This is a genomic window from Caldicoprobacter faecalis (genome assembly GCF_900115765.1).
Lineage (GTDB): Bacteria > Bacillota > Clostridia > Caldicoprobacterales > Caldicoprobacteraceae > Caldicoprobacter > Caldicoprobacter oshimai.
On the sequence record NZ_FOXR01000030.1, the window covers coordinates 1 to 21,492 of the forward strand.

A 21,492-nucleotide genomic window follows, 5' to 3' on the forward strand; every position below is an offset into this window, starting at 1 on the left:
ATGGTTAGTGATTTTTGGATATCTATATCATACAGGATTTCTCACTATGGTTCTATAATTTTTTGGGGTGTTGCATTTAATTTTACAACGAACCTTCTCAAAAGAGATTTAAATGAAGTTTTGCTTAAATACAGATTAAAGGATTATTCTACTTTTTGTAAAATAAAAAATTCTATTGAGAGTAAGCTTGAAGGTGGAGAGTTTGACAAATTAAAAAAAGAAGTAGAAAAACTAAAAAAAATAGTTCAAGAAGGTAAAATGAGCCTTTATTACACACAATTATTAAAACAACTCCTTTTTTTGGTAGAATCCATTATTGAAAAAACCGTCAATGATGATTATAAAAAAGCTTTAGAAAAATTGATAGAAGCAATGAAAATTACTGTACCGGATTTTTCTCTTTCCAACTATACTTCCTTCGTATACAGCAGTATGGAAATTAGGATACTGATGAACATAGCCCTTATAATTGAAAAAAAAGAATCACCTGAAAAATGCATAAAAATGTTTCTATTCTGTCTGGAATCACTTGAGCAAGATAATATAGAAGAAAGAGTTAGAATTTACTACAATCTTTCTTACTCTTTCCACCTTCTTTCTGACTACAACAAAGAGCTTTACTATGCGGATTTAGGAATAAAAACCTGTGTAAAAAACAGAACTTTAAATGGGTTAGGCCTTTTATACTTTAGAAAAGGAATTGCTGAATATCATCTTAAAAAAGAAAATTACATAGATTCTCTTTTAAAAGCCATACATCTTTTTGAAATCTTAGGTCATGAAAAATTAAAACAAATGGCTATAGAAAATTGCAGGAAATTTTATAACATTGAGTTGACATCATTTATAGCAAAACCCCGATAAAAACAAGACGTATCGCTTTTTTCATTATCTTTCCTAAACTTTACTTGTTTTTTAAACTACATATTTACAAAGGAAGAGCAAATCTTTTTTGAAAAAGACATCTAATACAAAGTATAGACAAGATTTAATGACAGTGCAACCAAGAGAAAAGAAAAATCAAGAGGGACCTTTCGACGTTGTCGTCAAAGGCCCCTCAAAAAGGACTCGCCACCTAAGGCATGAGCACCTGGATATGCTTAAAAGCAATATCCTGTGGCAAGTCCTTGTAGTCTTATTATATGCAGCAAAATCGAAAATACACATGGTAATATTTGTAGAATGTTAATGTACATTGAACATCATTTAAGCGCAACATCGGGCATTTGCATTTCATACCTAAAAACATACTCTCCAGACCCTATTTCCACTTTCACACCATTATCAACTGTCTCGTGCTCTAATATTCCTTCTGCCTCCGTCAATCTTTTGCCGCTCTCATAAACCGCGTCAGGTTTAGCAAACAGCAACACCACTGTAGCAGTGGTATTGTGAGGCACACATACCGATATTTCCATACAGCCGTCCTGTATCCTCCACTCAGTTTTGATCTTTCCGTACATCGACTTTAGCTCGGCCTTTGCATAGGTCAACCCTTCACCCAGCGTTGGCCTGATGTATATATGCTTATACCCGGGCCTTTCTTCATCCGTATCGATCCCCGCTACCACTCTGTAAAGCCAATCTCCAATGGATCCATAGGCATAGTGGTTGAAAGAGTTCATGTCGGGACTCCAGAAAGAGCCGTCCGGCTTAATTCCATCCCAGTGCTCCCAAATTGTAGTTGCACCCTTGGTCACCTGATACAACCATGATGGATAATCGGTCTGCAAGAGCAGTTTGTAAGCCACGTCGCTGTAGCCGTTCTGGCTCAACACATGGCATAGATAGGGCGTGCCCACAAAGCCCGTGGTCAAATGGTATTTATTTTTCTTGATGTAGTCCACCAGCGTATCGATGGTGCGCTTGCGGTCCTTTTCTTCTACAAGATTGAACATAAGCGCCAGCACATGAGCGGTCTGGGTGGGAACCGCCAACCTGCCGTTTGGCGTCACAAACTCCTTCCTAAAGGCATCCACTATATTGGCATACAGCTTTGAGTATTCTTCTACATCCTCGGTCTTACCGAGAACTTTGGCGGCTTTCACAAGCAGGCTTGTGGAATACGCATAAAAAGCCGTGGCAATAAAATCAGTTGCGGTGGCTCCTACATAGCTTCCCTCTTTTGCGTCCAGCCCCAGCCAGTCGCCAAAATGAAAACCGGTATTCCATAAGTACTCATTATCCCCCTGCTTCCTTATATATTCCACCCAGGCCTTCATGCTGTCATACTGCTCCTCAAGGATTCTCTTGTCCCCATAGCACAAATACACCGTCCATGGGCATATGACGGCGGCATCTCCCCATGCAGCCGAAGAATGATGGTCATCGCCCAGGACATTTGGAATCACAAAAGGCACTCCACCATCGCTCAGCTGATCAGCCTTCAAATCCTTAAGCCATTTTGTAAAGAAAGAAGCCACATTCATATTAAAGCAGGCAGTTCTGATAAACACCTGTGCATCTCCAGTCCAGCCAAGCCGCTCATCCCTTTGAGGGCAATCGGTCGGAACATCGAGAAAATTACCTCTTTGCGACCACAAAATATTTTGCTGAAGCCTGTTAACCAAAGGATTTGAGCATTCAAAACTGCCAGTTGGCTCCATATCCGAATGCACTACCATTCCCACAAAGTCGTCAAGCGAAGGCTGACCCGGATATTCCACCAGCTTTACGTATCTAAACCCCTGGAATGTAAAATGCGGTTCAAATACCTCTCTTCCAACGCCCTTTAATATGTACTCAATCGTCTGTTTGGCGCTCCTTAAGTTTGCAGTATAAAAGTTGCCATCTTTGTCTAACACTTCGGCATGCTGCAGCACCACCTTGCTCCCAGCCGGTCCTTCTACCGCAAAACGCACCCAACCCACCATGTTCTGCCCCATATCCAAAACCGTCTCACCAGCAGGAGTTGTTAAAATGGCTACAGGCTTAATCTGCTGAACGATACGAACAGGCGGCCCTTCCTGGGCAATTATTATGTCCTTCGGTTTATCCAATTCCTCCACATCGTACCAATCAGAATCATTGTAATCCGCTTCATCCCAGCCCGGCTTTTCTAATCGAGCATCGTAGATTTCCCCGTGATAGATCTCGGACATGAGAATGGGACCCGTAGATGCCTTCCAGCTCCTGTCCGATACAACCACCTGTTCCCTGCCATCTTTGTAAATAATATACATCTGTATAAGAGCCGCCAACCTATCGCCGTATATATTTCTCCGCCCTTCCCAGGTAAGGTTGCCTTTATACCACCCATTACCCAATATAACGCCAATGGCATTCTGCCCCTCTTTAAGCATCTCGGTTACATCATATGTTTGATACTGCAACCTCTTGTTATAGCTGGTCCAGCCAGGAGTAAAAAAGAAATCCCCTACTCTTTTCCCGTTTAAATGAAGCTCGTACAGGCCAAGGCTGGTGACATAGACTCTGGCGGATTTTACCTCGCCTTTGACTTCAAAGGCCTTTCGCATCAAGGGACAGGCTTGCGAGTTTGGTGAACCATCTTCTATATTCGGCGTAATCCAGCTTGCAATCCATTCATCAGGTTCCAAAAGCCCCATTTCCCAAAAAGCTGTCTCACTCCAATTGGACGCTCTGCCTCTCTGATCCCATACCCGTACTCTGTAATAATACCGTGTACGTGATTTCAGTGACTCACCTTTGTACTCGACATGGATCGACTCATCGGAGTCAACCTTCCCGGTATCCCATACGATACATTTGAATTTATCATCCGTAGAGACCTGTATCTGGTAAGAAGCCTGCAGAACATTTCGCTCATCTGACTTTATGACCCAGCTTATCCTAGGATTTTTCACGTCAATACCTATAGGATTGTCTTTATATTCACACCTCAAATTATATACTTCAAGCATTTTGTCTACCCCCTAAACTTTTAATCGCAACTATTACCTACTGATATCCTGTCTCCGAAGTAAAGGAATCCTTGTTGACTCACATTTTAGTTGGAAGTTAAAACGGAGTTCAATTTAAAATTACCCTTCATCATATCCGAGCGCAGGAGACTCCATCTTCTTCAAGATGGAGAGGAATGCGCTCTTTCCTCCTTTCTAACATTAACGTCTTCGCCCCTTCTATAAGTCTTAACTTGCTATGCTTTGCACTATCATGTATCTTCTCCCATGAAAGACTTCTTATAGCAAAATACCCGCTGCTCCTTAAACCCGCTATTATCCCAATTATGCCTTCGTATTCTACTCTGTCGTATCGCCTAAAACCATATGCCTCCTTAATCGTATTAACAGGTCTTACCCCACCCTTGATAGGATTCGCTCTGTGCAATGACCTGTTCTGTCTCCTCAAAAACTTCCCTAAGTACCATTCTCTCAATCTCTCCTGCAAATCCCCACCAGCTATTATAAATGCATCAACTCTATGCGACTTCTCCATACCACAACTCAACCGTTTCGCCTTCGTTGTACTCCCATATGTCACTTCCACAGAATAACGTTCTCTTAATCTATTAACTATGTGCCACCCTATCGTCGATACATGCGCTGCATCCTTGAGCAGCTTGATTTTCTCAATCTTCGACTTCGGTATCCTTATCCTGCCCTCATGCACAGCTTTGTGTTCGTCTGCAGTCAGTACTATCAAATTGCTGGGAGTATCCGTCCCGCCTTTGCTTCTCGGAACTATATGGTGAACCTCTAATATACCCCTTTTGCCCGATAATTCTGACCTGTAACCAGCTCGCCATAAGCAGTATTCCCTTACATCCCAGAAGCCCTTCTGTACGCCGTTCTGATAATCTTCACCCTCTATGTCGGGATTTAGTATCTTCTGCGTGTCAAACGGTGCAACCTCAACCACTACTCTCTCTATCGGCATTATCCTGCCAAGCATATCTACTATCCTGATGTGTGCATCTACCTTCCATTGAAGGCTGGGGGCAAGCCACCTATCACCCCTTGCTCTGTTTAAAAACCTGGGTTTGCGGTAGCGCACCTTTCTGTATCTTCTCATCCTCCTGTACTGCCTTCGTTCAATCAGCAACCCTTTAATATCGTCCCTCAGCTCTACCTCTGCAGAAAACATCTCTTTCTTCTCCGTAACAGCCGATACACCTGTTGTCTTAGAACCTATATCCAGTCCTACCGTCACCGGCTGTGTGTAGGTAGTGGTATCGTATAAAAGCTGGACTGTAAACGGTTCCCGTTTGACTACCTTTGCAAGTCCCTGCTTTAAAAGCCGTCTTACCTTGCCGTGTCTTTCGGTTGACATTAGTGGTTTCCCCGCCTTTGAAATTACATACACCATATGCGGTAAGCCTCCTTACGGAGTTAGGTGCTCATCGCCAATGTTAGACAGGCTTGTCATGCACAGGTTACTGTCCCTACCCCTCAGGACTGTTTAAACCTGCACGACAGAGCCCGGAGCTTGAGCAGCACCCCGGGGTGTCATGACCTGTCTAACGTAGCCCCGTCAGCTTTTTGCTGGTGGCTGAGGCTAGTCAACTAGGGCCCTTCGCAAGCCCCCGCTTCTTTAAGCGGTGGGTAGTTGACTACCATAAATCTCAGAGAGTTGGAAACTCGCTTAATTTCTGATGATTAAAAATTGAAGTTTATTCCCACGGCAAGCGGCATTCTACTATATCGCTCATGCCATGATAATACGGATGTCCTGTAGCCAATGTAAAGTAAGCGTCTACGGGTTTATCCTGACGGGTTAGCTTTATAATAAATTGGTTCCATCCCTCTTTTAACGATACGTCAGCATAGCTTGCTCCATCGCCGCTGTAGTTGGGCCTGGGTATGCGTTTCTCAAGCGCTTCATGCACTTTTTTACCGTTAAGCCACAGCTCCATGGGACAATTGGAAGACACCCCAGCACGGCCTGTTCGCTCTTCCGGGCAGTATACATAATGACAGAGATAGATGCTGCCGGGCTTTCCTTCAAAGTACTGTTCTACCGGCAAAACGTTATCTATAAAATCAACCACTTTCCAGTGTCTAACCTCATTGCTAGATGGGTCAAAGTCTACATCAACTGGCGATATCAACCAGCGCTTACCGCCCAACAGCACCAGCGGTATATCTTCGCCCTGCGGCCTTCCTTTTATTTCAATATGTATGCTACCACGGTTGGACTGATTTATAAAAGATATGTCGTCTACAGTTATACGACAAATAAGTTCTGTTTTACCTTTAGCCGGTAGATTTACGCCTTTTAAAAGATCAGGCTCACATCTCCACCCTTGTGGTAGATTTATGCTCACATCGGCTGTTAGATCCATAGGCCTCGGATTCTCCAATACAACCTTTATGCTTTTGGCCTCTCCTGCCCTTATAACGGGATGGTCCACATAGTCCACTGCCGCTCTTATTGTGGTGATATCAAAGGCCACCTGCGTGGGTGGCAGACTCCACAGGGACTCTATATCATCCGATGCATAGAGTGCCGAAACGTCCAAACCTCGCAAATCGGTAAGGTTATCATCGATGACAATTTCAGCATTATTGTAGGCTAACACCCTTTTACCCATATTACAAGTACGCCTTGTGAGCTCATCCAGGTCTTTGGGTACTTCCAAGTTGATTATTCCGCCCCATGAAGCGTTAGTGGTTATCTTATCGCTGAGCGGTACCGCCCATTCCTGAGGTATGCCTTTGGTACCGTACATTATACCCAAAATTGAACCCAATGTGGCTCCAGTGCAGTCGGTATCATAGCCGCAGTTTACCGCCTTGCATATGGCGTCTGCGAAATTCTCTCCATACAGCCACCCTATGGTTTGAAAGCCCAAATTGATCGGCGAATATTGAGCTATGGGGCTGTAGCATTTATGTAGCACATAGTTCCTGGCCTCTTTCCAATCCATGCCTTTGTTATAAGCTTCTATAGCGCTCCTTATGGCCAAAGCGGTCTGTGAATCCTCGGGTATATAGGATAGCCCTATTTCCAGCAGTTTATCGCGGTCATCTATTATAAACGCAGCGGACTCTATAGCAGCGTTAAACATTTCGCCATATACCGATTCGCCGCCCGCATGATCCACTATGGCATCTTCATAGGCATATCTTACAGCTATATCAGGCCTCCCTGGCGCTATACAGGCCCATATCTCAGAGCGTATGGGACAGCCCATGCAGTGTTTAAACCAGTTGTTATAATACCCAGACACAGGAGGCAACAACCCAAGCCGCAGGTTGGTTTTATGCAGCCCATACTCGTCAAAATTATACTGGATACAGTCCAACCAGTATTCAGCCAGATCGCGAGCTTTTATATTGGGTCCCCGCTCCTCAAGAGCTTTCAACCATATGAGCTGTATCTCCAAATCATCATTGGGCATGCCTCCATCTTTAAGCTGTGGATACCACCACACGTCAAACATCTCTTCCTGGCCGTAAGCCCGTTCCAGCGGCGTACCCAGCGTCCCACCACAATTTTTACCCAACCAGCATGCATAGACCTTATCATAATAATCGTGCCAGCTTAATTTGATAGTTGCCATAGGAACACCTCTTTCTAAAACTCATATTCGTTTGTATTTATCGATATGTGAACAACTGTATAACAGTGTGACCTTCCATTTCCTTGACCTGACTTGCTACAGAAAAAACTTCCTTTCTCATCCTCAATAAAGCACATAAAGCACTTTTTATATGTATGAATAGCAATTTCTTGCGTTAAAACACAACTAGATTATAATGCATGAATGCAGTAATACGGGAATTGCTTTTTAAAACCAGAAGTGACTCTTTCCATTGCGCATTGTCGAAAACAGATGTGGTCATAATAGCCATTTATATAGTGCAGTTATGGTTACGATTTCATAGTCGTAACGTGGACCACAGAAGCGTTATAGGCTGAAAATAAAATTCAACAGGATACAGTTTTCTACGATGGTCCGCAGCGCCCTAGTCTTCCATTATGGTCCGAAATCCTCATCAGTTTTTATAGCCTCAACATAAAAATGCAAAAAGATAAAGCCCCTGCTTCATCCATCAGTACAGCTTTTGAGCTGTAAACCGCTGATGTCCACAGGTATGAACCTTTATTCCCAACCCTGTCCGCCTATGCCTCTTTCCAAAATCTTCTCGCCATAGCCGCTTTCCAGGTATGCCTTCATGGGATCAGGCGCAAGACCCATCTCTTCACGCACCGCTTCAAGCAAAGGCGTTACGTCGCATTCAAAGGCCTCGCGCACTGCAGCCTCTGCCGCCATGACGTCGTTGCGCATTTGCGCCTCTTTCAACACCTCGCGATTCACCAGCAAAGCCTTAGCATACGCAGTCTGCACGTTCAACACCGAGCGGATCATGGCAGGTATCTTGGGCTCTATGTTGTGGCTTTGGTCAATCATATACGCTATATTCTCAGCTGTTTTCGCAGTCTTAGGATCGAGGCTGGCGGCCACCAGCTCGTTGAAAATCAGGAACAGCTCATAGGGATTGATGGAGCCCACGATTAAATCGTCATCGGCATATTTTTTGTTGTTAAAATGAAAACCTCCAATCTTTCCCTCATCCAGCAAAAATGCCACAATGTGTTCCACGTTGGTCCCCAGCGGATGGTGTCCTAAGTCCACCAGCACCTGAGCCCTTTGGCCCAGCTTCATGGCAAAGGCATAAGCCATCCCCCAATCGGCTATGTCGGTGTGATAAAAGGCCGGTTCAAAGAATTTATATTCAATCAAAAGCCTCATATCGCTGTCCATGGCGTTGACGACCTCGAACAGCGCTTCTTCAAGCCAGTTCTTGCGCGCACGGATGTCTCCCTGCCCGGGATAATTGGTTCCGTCGGCAAGCCACAGGCTGATTATCTTGGAATCGACCTTTCGCGCAATCTCTATGCATTCCATGATATGATCTATAGCCTTTCTCCTTACGGCAGCGTCGGTATTCGTAAGGCTCCCGAATTTATAATCATCGTCCTGGAATAAGTTGGGGTTGACCGCTCCTATCTTCAATCCAAGGCTGGCTGCATACTCCTTCACCTTTTCAAAGTCATCCACTTTATCCCATGGAATATGAATAGCCACGGTGGGACACATTCCGGTTACCTTGTGCACCTGAGCGGCATCCTCCAGCTTCTCAAACAGGTTTCTTGGTACTCCTCTTTGCTTGAAAACCTTAAACCTCGTCCCCGAATCTCCATATCCCCAGGAAGGGGTCTCCACCTTAAAGTTTTTGAGCCTCTCCTTTACCCACTCTATATCTATACCTCTGTCCTTTTGCCTCTGCTCCCACAAAGCATACATTTGATCTCTTGTCATACTCGCATTCTCCTTTCATGAATAATTTTTACCGTTCACTTAACCGGATATGCCATGGTTGTCATCAAGGCCATTTCAGCCTGTGTGGTATCCAGCCTGGAATATTGCACTATTATCGGCTGGTCGCTCTCCACCATTATGGCATAGGGTACGCCCTGGGGTACCACGTTGCCATTTGCATCCTTTATCTTATCCAGACGTATATGGTTGGTGCGCTCGGCTTTGCACACGGCCTGAAACCCCCGCATGGGCTCCCGGTCTTCAAAATACAGCGTCAGGGTTATATGAGCGTCCTGCTTTCCCGGGTTGAGAACGCATACCGCCTCGTGGCTCACATAATGCCCCGGACTGCTTATAGATGGGTAATAACAATCGGGTATGTACCACACCTTTGCACCTGCTTTTTGATCTGTATTCATAAACCCACCCTCCAGTAAAAGTGAAATTTTGCCACCTTATAGAGGTGGTAACTTTCTCTTTGACCCCTTAGTACTACTTCAAAGATTGCAACATTCGATACGCTACCCACATGCGCAGGCTGTGGTAATCTCTACATCAAACCACTTTCAAGAACCTCTCATAAGCCTCATTCCATGCCTCTACATCTTGAGGCATGTAATCCGCCGTTGGGAAAGAAGCCTTGATAATCTGCCTGATTTCACGCAGGTTGGCCACTTCACCCAGGGCTTTGGCCTGCATCATCAAATTGCCTATAGCAGTTGCCTCCGTAGGACCGCATATCACCGGCCTGTTTATGGCATTAGCGGTGAACTGATTCAGCAGCTTATCCTTCGTGCCCCCGCCTACTATGTGGAGAACATTCAACGGCCTGTTCAAAATCTTTTCCAGCCTTTCAATGGTCCATCGGTATTTCATAGCAAGGCTTTCATAGACGCAGCGCAGGATTTCGCCCTTGGTCTGGGGCACCGCTTGCCCGGTCCTTGCACAGAAGTTTTGAATGGCCTGCGTCATATCGCTGGGAGCGTAGAAATCATCATGATCCGGATCGATAAACGCCTTAAATGGCTCACTGTTCCTTGCCATTTCCTCAAGCTGTGCAAAGCTATAAACCTCGCCCTGACGGTCCCATACCCGCTTGCATTCCTGAATAATCCAGAGCCCCATGATGTTCTTTAAAAACCTGTAGCTGTTTTCGACTCCACCTTCGTTGGTGTAATTCCACTGAAGCGCCTGCTCATTTATAATGGGCTCCTTCACTTCTACCCCCATCAATGACCATGTACCGCTGCTCAAATATACATAGTCGTCCTCCACAGCGGGCACAGCCACCACAGCCGAACCGGTATCATGAGTGGCAACCGCAATCACCGGCACCCTGCCTGTATTTAGCTCTTCTGCCATATGCGAGGCGATGTTCCCCCTTATGGTTCCGGGCTGTTGTATGGAAGTGAATATGTTATCCGGCAAGCCTAACGCCTTTATAAGGTCAGTACACCAGGTTTTGCTGCGCGCCTCCAGAAGCTGACTGGTGGACGCTTCGGTATACTCAGTAGACTTTTCACCTGTCAGGAAATAGGCCAATAGATCCGGCATAAACAGCAGCGTACCGGCTTTCTCCAGAATAGGAGAGTTTCTCTCTTTAAGGGCAAGCAGCTGGTAAATGGTGTTAAACTTTTGGAAGGCTATGCCGGTATACTCGTAAATCTGTTCCTTGGGCACAATTGCAAAGGCCTTTTCCATCATTCCCTCGGTCTGGCTATCACGATAATGGTATGGATTTCCCAGCAGTTCTCCCGATGAGTCCAAAAGGCCAAAGTCCACTCCCCATGTATCGATGCCAAGTGAGGACAGCTCTCCGCCAACGTTATTGACGAACTTCAACAAGCCTTGCCGCATCTCCCAGAAAAGCCTTAATACGTCCCAGTATGTATGTCCCCCGACCTTTACAGGCTCGTTCGAAAACCGGTGTATCTCTTCTATCGATAGCTTTTTGCCATCAAACCGCCCCAAAATAGCCCTTCCGCTGCTGGCCCCAAAGTCAAACGCCAGCAAATTTAAAGTTTTCATGCCAGTACATTCCTCCTTTTATCTGTTAATATATAACAGGTAAGCTGCCAGCCACCTATAAAGGTGATGACTTGATGAGAAGCTTGGCATAGCTGTTCAACAACAAACTCGCCAGCTACTTTAAGTCGGCCATCTGCTTTAAGCCATGTAATTTACCTTTGCCCGCAATTCATCTCCAACTTATAGAAGATAAAATTTTCTTGCTTATCTCACAAAACAACAAAAATAACATAAAAATAACACAACCTAACAAACTATTGTAAAGCTTGCAGGTATAATATTTTAAAAAGAATCACATTACTATTATATAAATTCGCCATCCATATTAAAAATCCTTTCAAAAAAATTTTGATTTTTTATCAAAAATGATGTTAAATATAAACACCACACGTGGCCGATATTACATCCGATATTACATAAAATCAAAAACCCTCTTCTATAACGATATCAGGTTTTATTTCGCCCGCCCTTTGCAGCGCTGTCTTGGCGATCACCGCCCCAACAAGCTCGTATACCACAGTCGCAGCCAAAACTATGGTCCTTATGGCCACACCTTTTCTAATTTAACTCGTCCAGCGTCAATGAAAAGCTGGGCGCGAATTGCTCCATGAAATACTTGACCTCCGGGTAATCCATTTGGTCTATCTGGGCCTTTATGGCCTTCATGGCTTTTGAAAACTCCTGATTCCCTGCCTTTATCTCCTCAACGCATTTTAGATATGCACATATCTTATCGGCCGCCTTAACTATTCTCCAGTGCTCGGCGTCCTTCTCCTCAATAAAAAATAAACTGCTGTACTCATCCCTTAGCTCTTCGGGCAACATATCCAGCAGCTTTTTAGCAGCAATCCTTTCGATTTCCTTATATGCCCTGCTTATCTCAGGATTAAAGTATTTGATGGGGGTAGCCAAATCGCCGGTTATGACCTCGGAAGCCTCATGGAATACCGCCAGGGCCAGTACCCTCTCCGGATTGACCTTGCCACCGAAAAATTTGTTCTTTATAACCGCCAATCCATGCGCAATCATGGCCACCTGCAGGCTGTGTTCCTGAATGTTTTCCTGACAGGTGTTTCTCATAAGGCCCCAGCGCTGTATGAACTTCATCCTTGATAGATAGGCAAAGAAATGGCTCAATTGGAATTCCTCCCAAAGTGTTATAAAATTTTTGATAGCACCCCTTGCTTATTTATCATTTTAGCACAGCTCTTCATGAAATCAAACCCTTGCGTGGAATAAAATCCTCTACAGTATCAAATACTTACCTATAAATAACAAAACTAATAAAAAGGAGTGATAGCTATGGCATTAATGCAATATCTGTACAGCCGGCTGGTGGATCAAATACTGGAAAAGATGAGCGACATGAAAATGGTCAAAGTCCCCTGGCTGGTGGACAACTATTCTTTCTTAAAATTCATGGGAATTGCCGAGCGGGCAAAAAACGGGCAACCCCTCATGCAACCCTTAGGTTCTACCCTCAACTTCAAAGATTTTCAGGACTTGATGTTCATCCCAAATATGTTTCCAACTCCAGATGGTACCGAAATGGACACCCAGGTAGTGATAGGGAAAAACGCTAAAAAACCCATGATACTTCCTGTGCCATTTATGATCGCAGGCATGGCCTACGGCGCCTCTATAAGCCTGCAGCTTAAAATAGCCTTAGCCAAAGCCTCTGCATCCATAGGAACTGCCACCAATTCGGGCGAGGCAGGCTTTTTGCAAAAAGAGCGCGACATAGCTAAACTTTATGTGGTGCAGTACAACCGTGCAGGCTGGGGCAATGCCCCGGAGGAACTCAAACAGGCTGACATGATCGAAATTAAGATGGGCCAGGGAGCCAGTGCGGGTGACGGATTTAAAATAGGGAATAAGTTAATTGGAGATGAATTCCGAAAACACTTAAAACTTAAAGAAGGGCAGGACGCCGTAATGCCCACACGGTTCCCCGACATAAACAATAGAGATGACCTTAAGCGAAAGGTAGATGAACTGAGAGAATTAACCGGCGGCGTTCCGATAGCTATCAAAATTGCAGCAGGAAATATCGAACAGGATCTGGATACTGTCCTATACGCCGGTGCCGATGCTGTGGTAATTGACGGTGCCCAAGGTGAAACAGCAGGGAGCGCAGAAATAACCATCAACAATTTCGGCATCCCTACCCTGTACGCGCTGGTGCGCGCAGTAGAATACCTGGAGAAGAACAATTGCAGGGACAAGATATCTCTAATTATGACAGGGGGTTTTAGAGACAGCGGCGATATGCTAAAAGCCAAAGCGCTTGGAGCGGATGCTTTTTACATCGGATATCCGGTGGCTATTGCGGCTATATACACGCAGCTAAATAAGTTGCCTGCTGGAGCCAGCCCCACCGACCTTTATCTTTACAATGGCAAACATACTGAACTGCTCGACATAGGCGAAGCAGCCGGCTGTGCTAGCAACTTCTTGAAAGCCTTACAGGAAGAAATGGATATTGCCCTCCGCTGTCTTGGGAAAAATTCCATTCATCAGCTAAACAAAGATGATATGGTAGCGCTCACTCCCGAAATGGCGCAGATAACCGGAGTAAAGCTGGGATATAACGTTCACCCCATTTAAATCGATTTTCCAACAAGCTATGTGATTATGCGTCAATTCATCCACTTGCTGGATTTATGAAATTAAGCAGCCCAAAAGCTGAAAATTAATGGAATATTTTTTAACGGGAGCATATTGCCTCCCAAATTTTTTTTTGATATAATGTAGCGAAAATAACTACGTAAAAGGATGGGCAGAGTAGGTGCTGCGCGTTAAGTGCCAGGGGATGGGATGTTGCCCCTGGACGAAAGGCTTAAATGGCCTGCGATGCAGTACCGCATCCGCTGCCACCTTGTATGAGAGAAGGCATTTCGTTCTCTTTAAGGTGGCATTCTCTGCCATCTAAAGAGAAAGGAGGTGCTTTTTTTATGGAAAGCCGCATAAAAAAGATGGCGTATACAGGGCTGTTTACCGCAATAAGCGTCATACTCACGCGTTTTTTTGCAGGTAATATCAACATCTTGGGCGTCTTCGCCCTGCGCCTCAGCTTCGGCGAGGTCCCCATAATGTTAAGCGGCATTTTGCTGGGACCTGTATACGGAATAGCCTGCGGTGCTTTGTCCGACCTCATAGGATATGCCATCAGTCCGGTTGGTGGCCCCTATTTTCCGGGATTTACCTTAACATCTGCTTTAACAGGGTTAATCCCCGGCTTGATGGCCAGGTACTATCGCAATTACTGGAACTGGTTCTCTATAATAACGGTAGTTACAGCTACAGCCGCAGTTTCCGTTCTGCTTAACACGCTGTGGCTGAGCCTCTTGCACGGCAAAGCATACCTGGCGCTGTTACCGCCCAGAATCATTGGCAAAGCTCTTTTAATCCCCGCATATGTCATCATTTTAAAACTGGTTATCAAACACTCACAGCAAGTTTTCTATTTTACAAGGCAGTGAACATTCTCCCCCTAATTAATTAGGGGGAGAATATCGCACTTCTCTTTCTCTCAGGGTCATGCCCCGAAAGCATTGAGCACTCTGGTAGCTATGCTTAGTGCCTCCACCTTATCCGCATCCGACTGATAGCCGCACTTGTTACACTTAAACCAGTCCTGAGTTTTTCAGATGTACCAGGAAATGTTCCGCATGGCTGATAAGTTTTGAATGTTTTTAAGTTATAGTTATGTGCCCATCGCTGATCTTGAATATCCTGTCACACCTCTTTGCTATAAGCTCGTTGTGAGTGACTATCAGCAGCGTCTTGCCTTTAGCTACAAGGTCCTCCAATATATTCATCACCTTTTCGGCATTTTCAACATCCAGCAAACCCGTTGGCTCATCGGCGAGTATTACTTCGGGGTCATTGATTATAGCCCGCGCAATTGCCACCCTCTGCCTCTCCCCACCCGACAAGTTCTTCACCTTCTCTTTTATCTTGACCTCCAGGCCTACCTTTTCCAAAACCTCCCTCACTATCTCCTTCCGCTTCCGTTTTGTGGTCCTGTGTGGAGAATAAAGCAGCGGTATCTCTATGTTTTGAAATACGGTATCCTCCTCCACCAAAAGAAATTCCTGAAATATGTACCCGAAAAATTTATTTCTCATCCTGGCCCTTTCTTTAACGGATAGCGAGGAGACGTTTTTCCCCTCTAAATATACTTCCCCCTCGGTAGGCTGGATTAAAAGCCCTATTATATTCAATAGCGTTGTTTTCCCCGAACCCGATGGGCCAACTATGGCAACCTTTTCGCCCCTGTTGACCTCAAAGGACACGCCTTTTAAAACCAGATTTTTGCTTCTCCCGCTTATGTATTCCTTCTTTATATTTTGAACCTTAATGATCAACTTACCTGTCCCTCCTTAAAAACTCGGTTAAATCCTTTTTGCTCAACCTTAAAATGGCCAAAACGGATACCAATACTACCATTATAAGTAAAAATATGGCCATAAACCACCAAACCCACTTTAACTCCGGGGAAACTTTCATGAAATCCTTTATATCCGGTACGTTATAAAATATTGCCGCAGGCAGTAAAACGATAAAAATAACAAATAAAATTATCCTTAAGCAGAGCATTTGGGGTGTGGCGCCGTAAATCTGATGCACGGCGTATTCAACAAAGTTGTGGTCTATCAGCATGTAAATGGAGGAAATGAAACCACATATCATAAATATACACATACTTACAACAAAACATGCAAAAAGCATTACCCACAAAAAGCTCTCCTGAAAAGTTGCTTCAATGACATCTCTTAAACTGACTTCCCATGGAACCAAGGCAAACTTTTTAGTCCTATTTGCCATTTGTATCACCTGATCAATCTGCTGTATATCCGGATTTATAAGATGAATGTTGGGTATCAATTCTCTTAAAGACACATATTGGTATAATGTGGTGGTATTTCTAAAAGACGTTAAAACCAGCACTTTATTATCTAAGCTCCTGTAGTGAGTTTTGTTTAAATAGGTTTCCCTTTTTTCAGCCTGGCATCAACTGTGTATGTCTGCTTGTTATACATCCCCAGTTCAATTTGATCCCCTACATCTATAGTTTTTACATCGGCACCTACAAAAACATAGGTTTCCTTTGGTTCAGGTTTGTATTTATCGAATCCAAAAACCTCGTCAAACTTTCCTACAGCAAATACAACGCCATCCACATCGGGAGATCTGTCCAAAAATCCAATAGGCGTGGCAGATTCCATTACTGAATATGCGTTATCACCTTTATCAAAAAGATCTTCAAAAAAATAATACATGTCTTTGTCAATGTATATTTCCGACCATATATTCATGTAATCCTTAAAGCTCATAATCTCTTGCTGTCTGATCAGGTTGCTGATTTTAATGATGTTTATTGCCTTTATACCTTGGCTGATTATTGGGAATTGTGCTAAAGCCAACATAAGTAAAAAAAGAAAAACCAGCATTTGAAAGACAAAAATGGCGATTTTCCATTTATTTTTTCTGATATCCTTTAATACAAGTTTAATGAGTACAGGCATACCCTTCACCATCCCGGATTTTTATATATTCTTCCTACAAGAAAAGCCAAAGTCCATATCGCATATCCGATTACTATATTTGCAAATACTATGGGTATAAAGGCTTTAATTGGTACATCAGAAGCAATAATATCAGTAAAGCCCAGGTAATAAACAATTACACATAGTAACGAACTCAAAGCCAAATACCCTAGTGTCTCTTTTGAATACTTCAAAAAAATCTTGAATTTCGTAGCGCCAAATATTGAGTGTATCTCTACAACCTTTTTTTGGTTCGATAAAATTAAATAATAAAACAAAAATATATTTATGCACAAGAAAATAGAGCCTATGAGCACTGCCAAATAAGGTAAATAGCTAAATAGCGATGAAATAATTTTGCTAAATTTTACATCCCCCATTCCCTTACTTGTAATCTCACAGATATATCCATATTCCTGTAACATTCTCTGTATATCGGAAACCACCTGGTTCAGGATATCCGGCGATTCAGAGTCAAGGTAATAATCGCCTACTAAGCTGCTATATTCGCTGAAATAATTGTATATGTAATCATGGTCCCGCCTGTATAACGGATGTTTAGAATCATACACCCCTTTGATGGTTAACCTTTCAGCGCCAAAAATGTTTTCTATGTAATTTTGGGCTGTCCTCCGAACGGCATAATCGTAATAGTAGGAATTTTCTCTTACGACTATATCGCAATTTTTGCCGGCAGCGAACATGACACCTTCTTTTAATAGTTCGGTGCCATAGAAATTTACAGGGTCGTACAACCCCAAACCCGGGGTATCTATATGTTCGTATATCATGACAATTTCTTTGTCTTTCACAATTTCATACATTTTATCCTTGATATTTTTGACCCTCTCATGGTCCAATGCAATTTCAGGATCTGGCTCATAGATGATCCAAAGATTGACATAGTTATTGCTAAGCCCAAAAGGTGGTGTTAAAATCTGATCAATCCGAAAATATGTAAACAAGGAAGAATATATAAATGTTATAGAGAATATAAAGGTTAAAATTATCAATATAACCCTGTTTCTCATTGCATGTTAAGGCTCCTTTCTTAAAATAAAAAAAGCCCCATAAACCAAACTATCTTTGCAAATATTTAAAAACCTCATGACTTCATTAAAAAGGATTTTACTTTACATCTCGGGCTGAGTTTGAACAGCTTCAGCAGTGATCACCGGTATGCCTAAAGGCAGTGGCCCTCCATATGGGCCATATTCAAAGTAATATGTAAATCGGACTGGAGGAGCGAACGGGTCAATTACGTCATAAAAAGTCAATGTTACACTTTCAAGGCCGAATACAGCCCAACCACTGCCGTGCCAACCAGTGTCCTTTATGTAACCACTGCCACTTGGATGTGGTATATAATATCTTATATACACTTTGTACAAGCTTCGACCGTTATCATTGTATCTTCCATCCACTTGACCATATCCTACATATTTCAATTGATAATATTCTGTAGATTTAACTAAGTTTGGCCCTGATTGATACAAAATTGTTTCTACTTTTAACTGAAAATGTATAATTTTGTATGTCCATTAATATCATAGTATGACAGAATAGAGATGTCAACCAGAATTGATTCTGGGGCCACGGCGCACCCCTGATTAAAATCAGGGGCATTAGGGGGCCTGCTTTAAAAACCGAGCAGGCCCCTCTTTTTTAATTACTTTTCTATTTCAATTTCTGTATTGTTCAGCAAACTGGTGGTCTCATGCCACACAGCCTGTATACGCTGTTCATCTATCCCTTGTAGCTCTCCAGCTCCATTTATATATTTCTCTACAGGAAGAATCCTGTACTGGGCTTTACCGTCCTGATGGTATTTGTATACCCAAGTAGGTACATACCCAATCTTACCTATAGAAACGGTATTACTATCATGGTCTTTCACAATCTCAACATTCATTATAACGCCACTGTCGGTATAGCGTTCCCTCTGATTGGATATAAAATTACCCAGAGAATATGCAACAAATACTTTTTTCGGCATTCCGCCTTCCACAAGAATATTTTTTATCTCTATTGGTTGAATAACATGGGGGTGGCTTCCAAAGATGATATCTGCTCCAGCCTCTGCTAACTGATGTGCAAGATCCTTTTGCTCTTCACTGGGCATCCTCTCATACTCGTTTCCCCAGTGCATGCATACAACAATCACCTCAGCGCCTGCAGCTTTTATACCCTTTATATCCTGTCGTACCTTCTCAAAATCATTGAAATAGTTCACCATATACTTTAGCTTTTCTGCAGGAATAAGTGCTTCCATTCCATTGGTACCATAGGTATAAGCCAAAATCCCCACCTTTATCTCGTTCTTTTCTACAATCAGGAATCTTTCGCTTTCTTCAAAGCTGCGTGCAGTTCCGGTGTACATAATCCCGTACTCATCCATTTTGTTCAGTGTATTCACCACACCAAACTCCAACCAGTCGAGGCAATGATTATTAGCCGTAGTCAGCACATCAAATCCTGCAAACCGTAAGGCTTCCAACAGCTCATGGGGTGCGCTAAAACGGGGATAACCGCTGTAGCCCTTCTCCGGCGTGCCTATGGTAGTCTCTAAGTTTGCAAGAGCAATATCGGCATTTTCAATATACGGCTTTATCTCTTGAAAAACATCTTTGAAGTCATAACCACCGCCCGGCTTCTCAGCAGCCCTTATCTGAGGCATATGCATCATGATATCCCCCACCGCGCTTATGACCACCGTCGTTTTTTTATCCAAAGGTCTTGGCAGTTGTTCGGGAATTGCATCATTCCTTCTCTCTTCAGGCTGTTGAACATCATCGAACCTTTCAGGCTCTTCTACCTCAAGCTGATTCTGCTCCATGGGACCCTGCTCGATAGGACTTTGAGGGAGCTTATCAAGACCGTTCCCGGAAATAAAGCTGCAGCCGCTTAAAGAAACCGCAAATGCCAATAACACTAAAATAATCTTCCCTTTAGACCTGTTGTACGACTGCATAAGATTTTCTCCTCCAAAGTATCACACCTTAAAGCAGCTTCCACCTATGAATTCCCTGAGGATCGAAGTACGTGGTACCTCGCTGTCATCCAGTTCAAGAAAGTACTTTATAAACTTTTTGAGGCGGTTAACCTCTGGATAATACGGATGTTCAGGTGGTATTTCTTCAAGCAGCGGCACGATAAATGGTTTCAAAACGGCCAGCTCGTAAGTCAAAGCCGAGTTGAACATAACGTCAGCCTGCTCCTGATAAGGAAATATATACTTTTCTTCTCCACGACGTACCCCCGGCCACATCTTCAGAGTATCCTCAACTGATGCTCCGCGGAACTGATAGTCACGCACAATCCTGCGGATAAGCCGGCTATCGGTGGTGGGGATGCGGTTGTGGTCATCTATGTTGAGCTGGGTGAGCGCGCTGATATATATCTTGTACTTATTCCTCTTGGGTACCATGGCGGTCAGCTCTTCGTTAAGGCCATGGATTCCCTCCACAATGAGCGGCTGGTTATCGTCAATTCTTATTTTATGCCCTCGATATTCGCGCCTTCCCTTTTCGAAATTAAAATACGGTATCTCGACCTCCTGACCTTGGATTATCCTGGTCAAATGCTCATTAAACAATTCTATATCGATGGCTTTGATCGACTCCACATCTCTCTCACCGTTCTCGTCTAATGGAATATATTCCCGTTCCAAAAAATAATTGTCTATGGAGATTGGAATTGGGTTCATACCATTGACCATCAGCTGTATGCGCAGCCTCTGTGCAAATGTGGTCTTGCCCGAGGAAGACGGTCCTGCAATGAGGATAAGGTGTATCCTATCCTTCTGCGCGGCTATTTCGTCTGCACTCTGTGCGATCTGCTTCTCATGTAAAGCCTCACATACCCTTATAAGCTCGCCGGCCTTCCCACGCTTGATTATGTCGTTTAAATCGGCTACATTTTCTATGCCGATCTGCACACCCCACTTCTCTGCCTCCCTGAAAACCTTTGACAACCTGGGACTATCTATGAATTCGGGCAGTTCATGCGGATTTTCCTTCCTGGGATATCGAATAATCACCCCCGGAAGGTAAAATTTCAATTCAAACTTGGTGAGATACCCTGTCCGTGGAACCATATAGCCGAACAGGTAGTCTACCATCCATCCACAACGATAGAGATGTACCGTTTTCTCAGGCCGGTATTCCAGAATTTTTAGCTTATCTTTAAATCCCATCTCTTCAAATATGCGTTTTGCCTCATCTATTGTGGTCTCAAACCTTTCAAAAGGCTCATTGAGCGCAACGATTTCCCTCATTCGTTTCTCTATCCTGTGCACTTGCCTAGGCGACAGGGTAAAGTCGCCGTGCACCTCACAGTAAATGCCTTTATTCAAAGAATGCTCTACTACAACCCTGCTATCCGGGAATATCTCTTTACAGGCTCGGATAAACACAAATATCAAGCTGTGCAGATAAATCCTTTCACCATCATCGGTGGAAAGGTCAACAAAGTCCACCTCACAATCCTCTTCCAGAGCTTCTGTCAGTTCCCTGAGCCTGTTGTTAACTTTAGCTGCAACGATCTGCGCAGCATATCTTTCAGCAAAGTGCTGGCTTACTTCCTCCAAAGTTATACCCTTTGGAAATATCCTAACTTCGCCCTTTACCTTCACAGCTATTGTATTGGACACATTTGATCCTCCTC

18 protein-coding genes and 1 riboswitch are annotated in these 21,492 nt (G+C 43.7%); of the genes, 3 read left to right on the top strand and 15 right to left on the bottom strand.

The window, feature by feature from the left end; genetic code table 11:
• The gene (locus tag BM241_RS09750) at nt 1-864 is read left to right on the top strand and encodes a hypothetical protein (protein ID WP_207648999.1); all 864 of its coding nucleotides are present in this window, start codon (nt 1-3) and stop codon (nt 862-864) included.
• A gap of 338 nt (nt 865-1,202) precedes the next feature.
• Here the strand turns inward: BM241_RS09750 and BM241_RS09760 are convergent, their stop codons facing one another.
• From BM241_RS09760 to yfbR, 8 genes are all read right to left on the bottom strand, one after another.
• Nucleotides 1,203-3,881, bottom strand: a complete 2,679-nt coding sequence (locus tag BM241_RS09760) for a family 78 glycoside hydrolase catalytic domain (RefSeq protein WP_092282649.1) — start codon at nt 3,879-3,881, stop codon at nt 1,203-1,205.
• 130 nt (nt 3,882-4,011) lie between these two features.
• Nucleotides 4,012-5,286 (bottom strand): RNA-guided endonuclease IscB, encoded by a 1,275-nt coding sequence (gene iscB / locus BM241_RS09765; RefSeq protein WP_092282650.1) that lies wholly within the window; start codon nt 5,284-5,286, stop codon nt 4,012-4,014.
• A gap of 304 nt (nt 5,287-5,590) precedes the next feature.
• On the bottom strand, nt 5,591-7,483 hold the full coding sequence (locus tag BM241_RS09770) for an ADP-ribosylglycohydrolase family protein (protein ID WP_092282651.1): 1,893 nt from the start codon (nt 7,481-7,483) through the stop codon (nt 5,591-5,593).
• Nucleotides 7,484-8,026: 543 nt separating this feature from the next.
• On the bottom strand, nt 8,027-9,247 hold the full coding sequence (gene rhaI / locus BM241_RS09775; RefSeq protein WP_092282652.1) for an L-rhamnose isomerase: 1,221 nt from the start codon (nt 9,245-9,247) through the stop codon (nt 8,027-8,029).
• 35 nt (nt 9,248-9,282) lie between these two features.
• Nucleotides 9,283-9,666, bottom strand: coding sequence for a sensory rhodopsin transducer (locus tag BM241_RS09780; protein WP_092282653.1), 384 nt, complete (start codon nt 9,664-9,666; stop codon nt 9,283-9,285).
• A 136-nt stretch (nt 9,667-9,802) separates the two neighbouring features.
• Nucleotides 9,803-11,275, bottom strand: coding sequence for a rhamnulokinase (gene rhaB, locus BM241_RS09785; protein ID WP_092282654.1), 1,473 nt, complete (start codon nt 11,273-11,275; stop codon nt 9,803-9,805).
• Nucleotides 11,276-11,697: 422 nt separating this feature from the next.
• Complete coding sequence (locus tag BM241_RS12970) at nt 11,698-11,826, bottom strand: hypothetical protein (protein ID WP_278292699.1); 129 nt, start codon at nt 11,824-11,826, stop codon at nt 11,698-11,700.
• A gap of 7 nt (nt 11,827-11,833) precedes the next feature.
• Nucleotides 11,834-12,412, bottom strand: a complete 579-nt coding sequence (gene yfbR, locus BM241_RS09790; RefSeq protein ID WP_025746864.1) for a 5'-deoxynucleotidase — start codon at nt 12,410-12,412, stop codon at nt 11,834-11,836.
• Between the two features lie 165 nt (nt 12,413-12,577).
• On the opposite strand from yfbR, the gene BM241_RS09795 reads away from it, so the two are divergent.
• Nucleotides 12,578-13,882, top strand: a complete 1,305-nt coding sequence (locus BM241_RS09795) for an FMN-binding glutamate synthase family protein (protein ID WP_092282655.1) — start codon at nt 12,578-12,580, stop codon at nt 13,880-13,882.
• A gap of 171 nt (nt 13,883-14,053) precedes the next feature.
• Nucleotides 14,054-14,150: riboswitch (THF riboswitch) on the top strand.
• Between the two features lie 79 nt (nt 14,151-14,229).
• Complete coding sequence (locus tag BM241_RS09800; protein ID WP_177206150.1) at nt 14,230-14,757, top strand: folate family ECF transporter S component; 528 nt, start codon at nt 14,230-14,232, stop codon at nt 14,755-14,757.
• 213 nt (nt 14,758-14,970) lie between these two features.
• Here BM241_RS09800 and BM241_RS09810 read toward each other — a convergent pair whose 3' ends face one another.
• The 7 genes from BM241_RS09810 to BM241_RS09835 all read right to left on the bottom strand — a co-directional run bounded on the left by BM241_RS09810 (nt 14,971) and on the right by BM241_RS09835 (nt 21,478).
• Nucleotides 14,971-15,645, bottom strand: coding sequence for an ABC transporter ATP-binding protein (locus tag BM241_RS09810; protein ID WP_092282657.1), 675 nt, complete (start codon nt 15,643-15,645; stop codon nt 14,971-14,973).
• Between the two features lies 1 nt (nt 15,646).
• Complete coding sequence (locus BM241_RS12685; RefSeq protein ID WP_207649000.1) at nt 15,647-16,228, bottom strand: hypothetical protein; 582 nt, start codon at nt 16,226-16,228, stop codon at nt 15,647-15,649.
• A 32-nt stretch (nt 16,229-16,260) separates the two neighbouring features.
• Nucleotides 16,261-16,806: a hypothetical protein gene (locus BM241_RS12690; protein ID WP_207649001.1), complete on the bottom strand. Its 546-nt coding sequence runs from the start codon at nt 16,804-16,806 to the stop codon at nt 16,261-16,263.
• A 5-nt stretch (nt 16,807-16,811) separates the two neighbouring features.
• Complete coding sequence (locus BM241_RS09820; protein WP_035145987.1) at nt 16,812-17,858, bottom strand: hypothetical protein; 1,047 nt, start codon at nt 17,856-17,858, stop codon at nt 16,812-16,814.
• Nucleotides 17,859-17,960: 102 nt separating this feature from the next.
• The gene (locus tag BM241_RS09825) at nt 17,961-18,251 is read right to left on the bottom strand and encodes a hypothetical protein (protein WP_092282658.1); all 291 of its coding nucleotides are present in this window, start codon (nt 18,249-18,251) and stop codon (nt 17,961-17,963) included.
• 245 nt (nt 18,252-18,496) lie between these two features.
• Entirely contained in the window at nt 18,497-19,798 is a 1,302-nt protein-coding gene (locus BM241_RS09830; protein ID WP_207649002.1) for a CapA family protein, read from the bottom strand.
• Nucleotides 19,799-19,819: 21 nt separating this feature from the next.
• Entirely contained in the window at nt 19,820-21,478 is a 1,659-nt protein-coding gene (locus BM241_RS09835) for a nucleoside kinase (RefSeq protein WP_092282659.1), read from the bottom strand.
• Nucleotides 21,479-21,492: the final 14 nt, after the last annotated feature.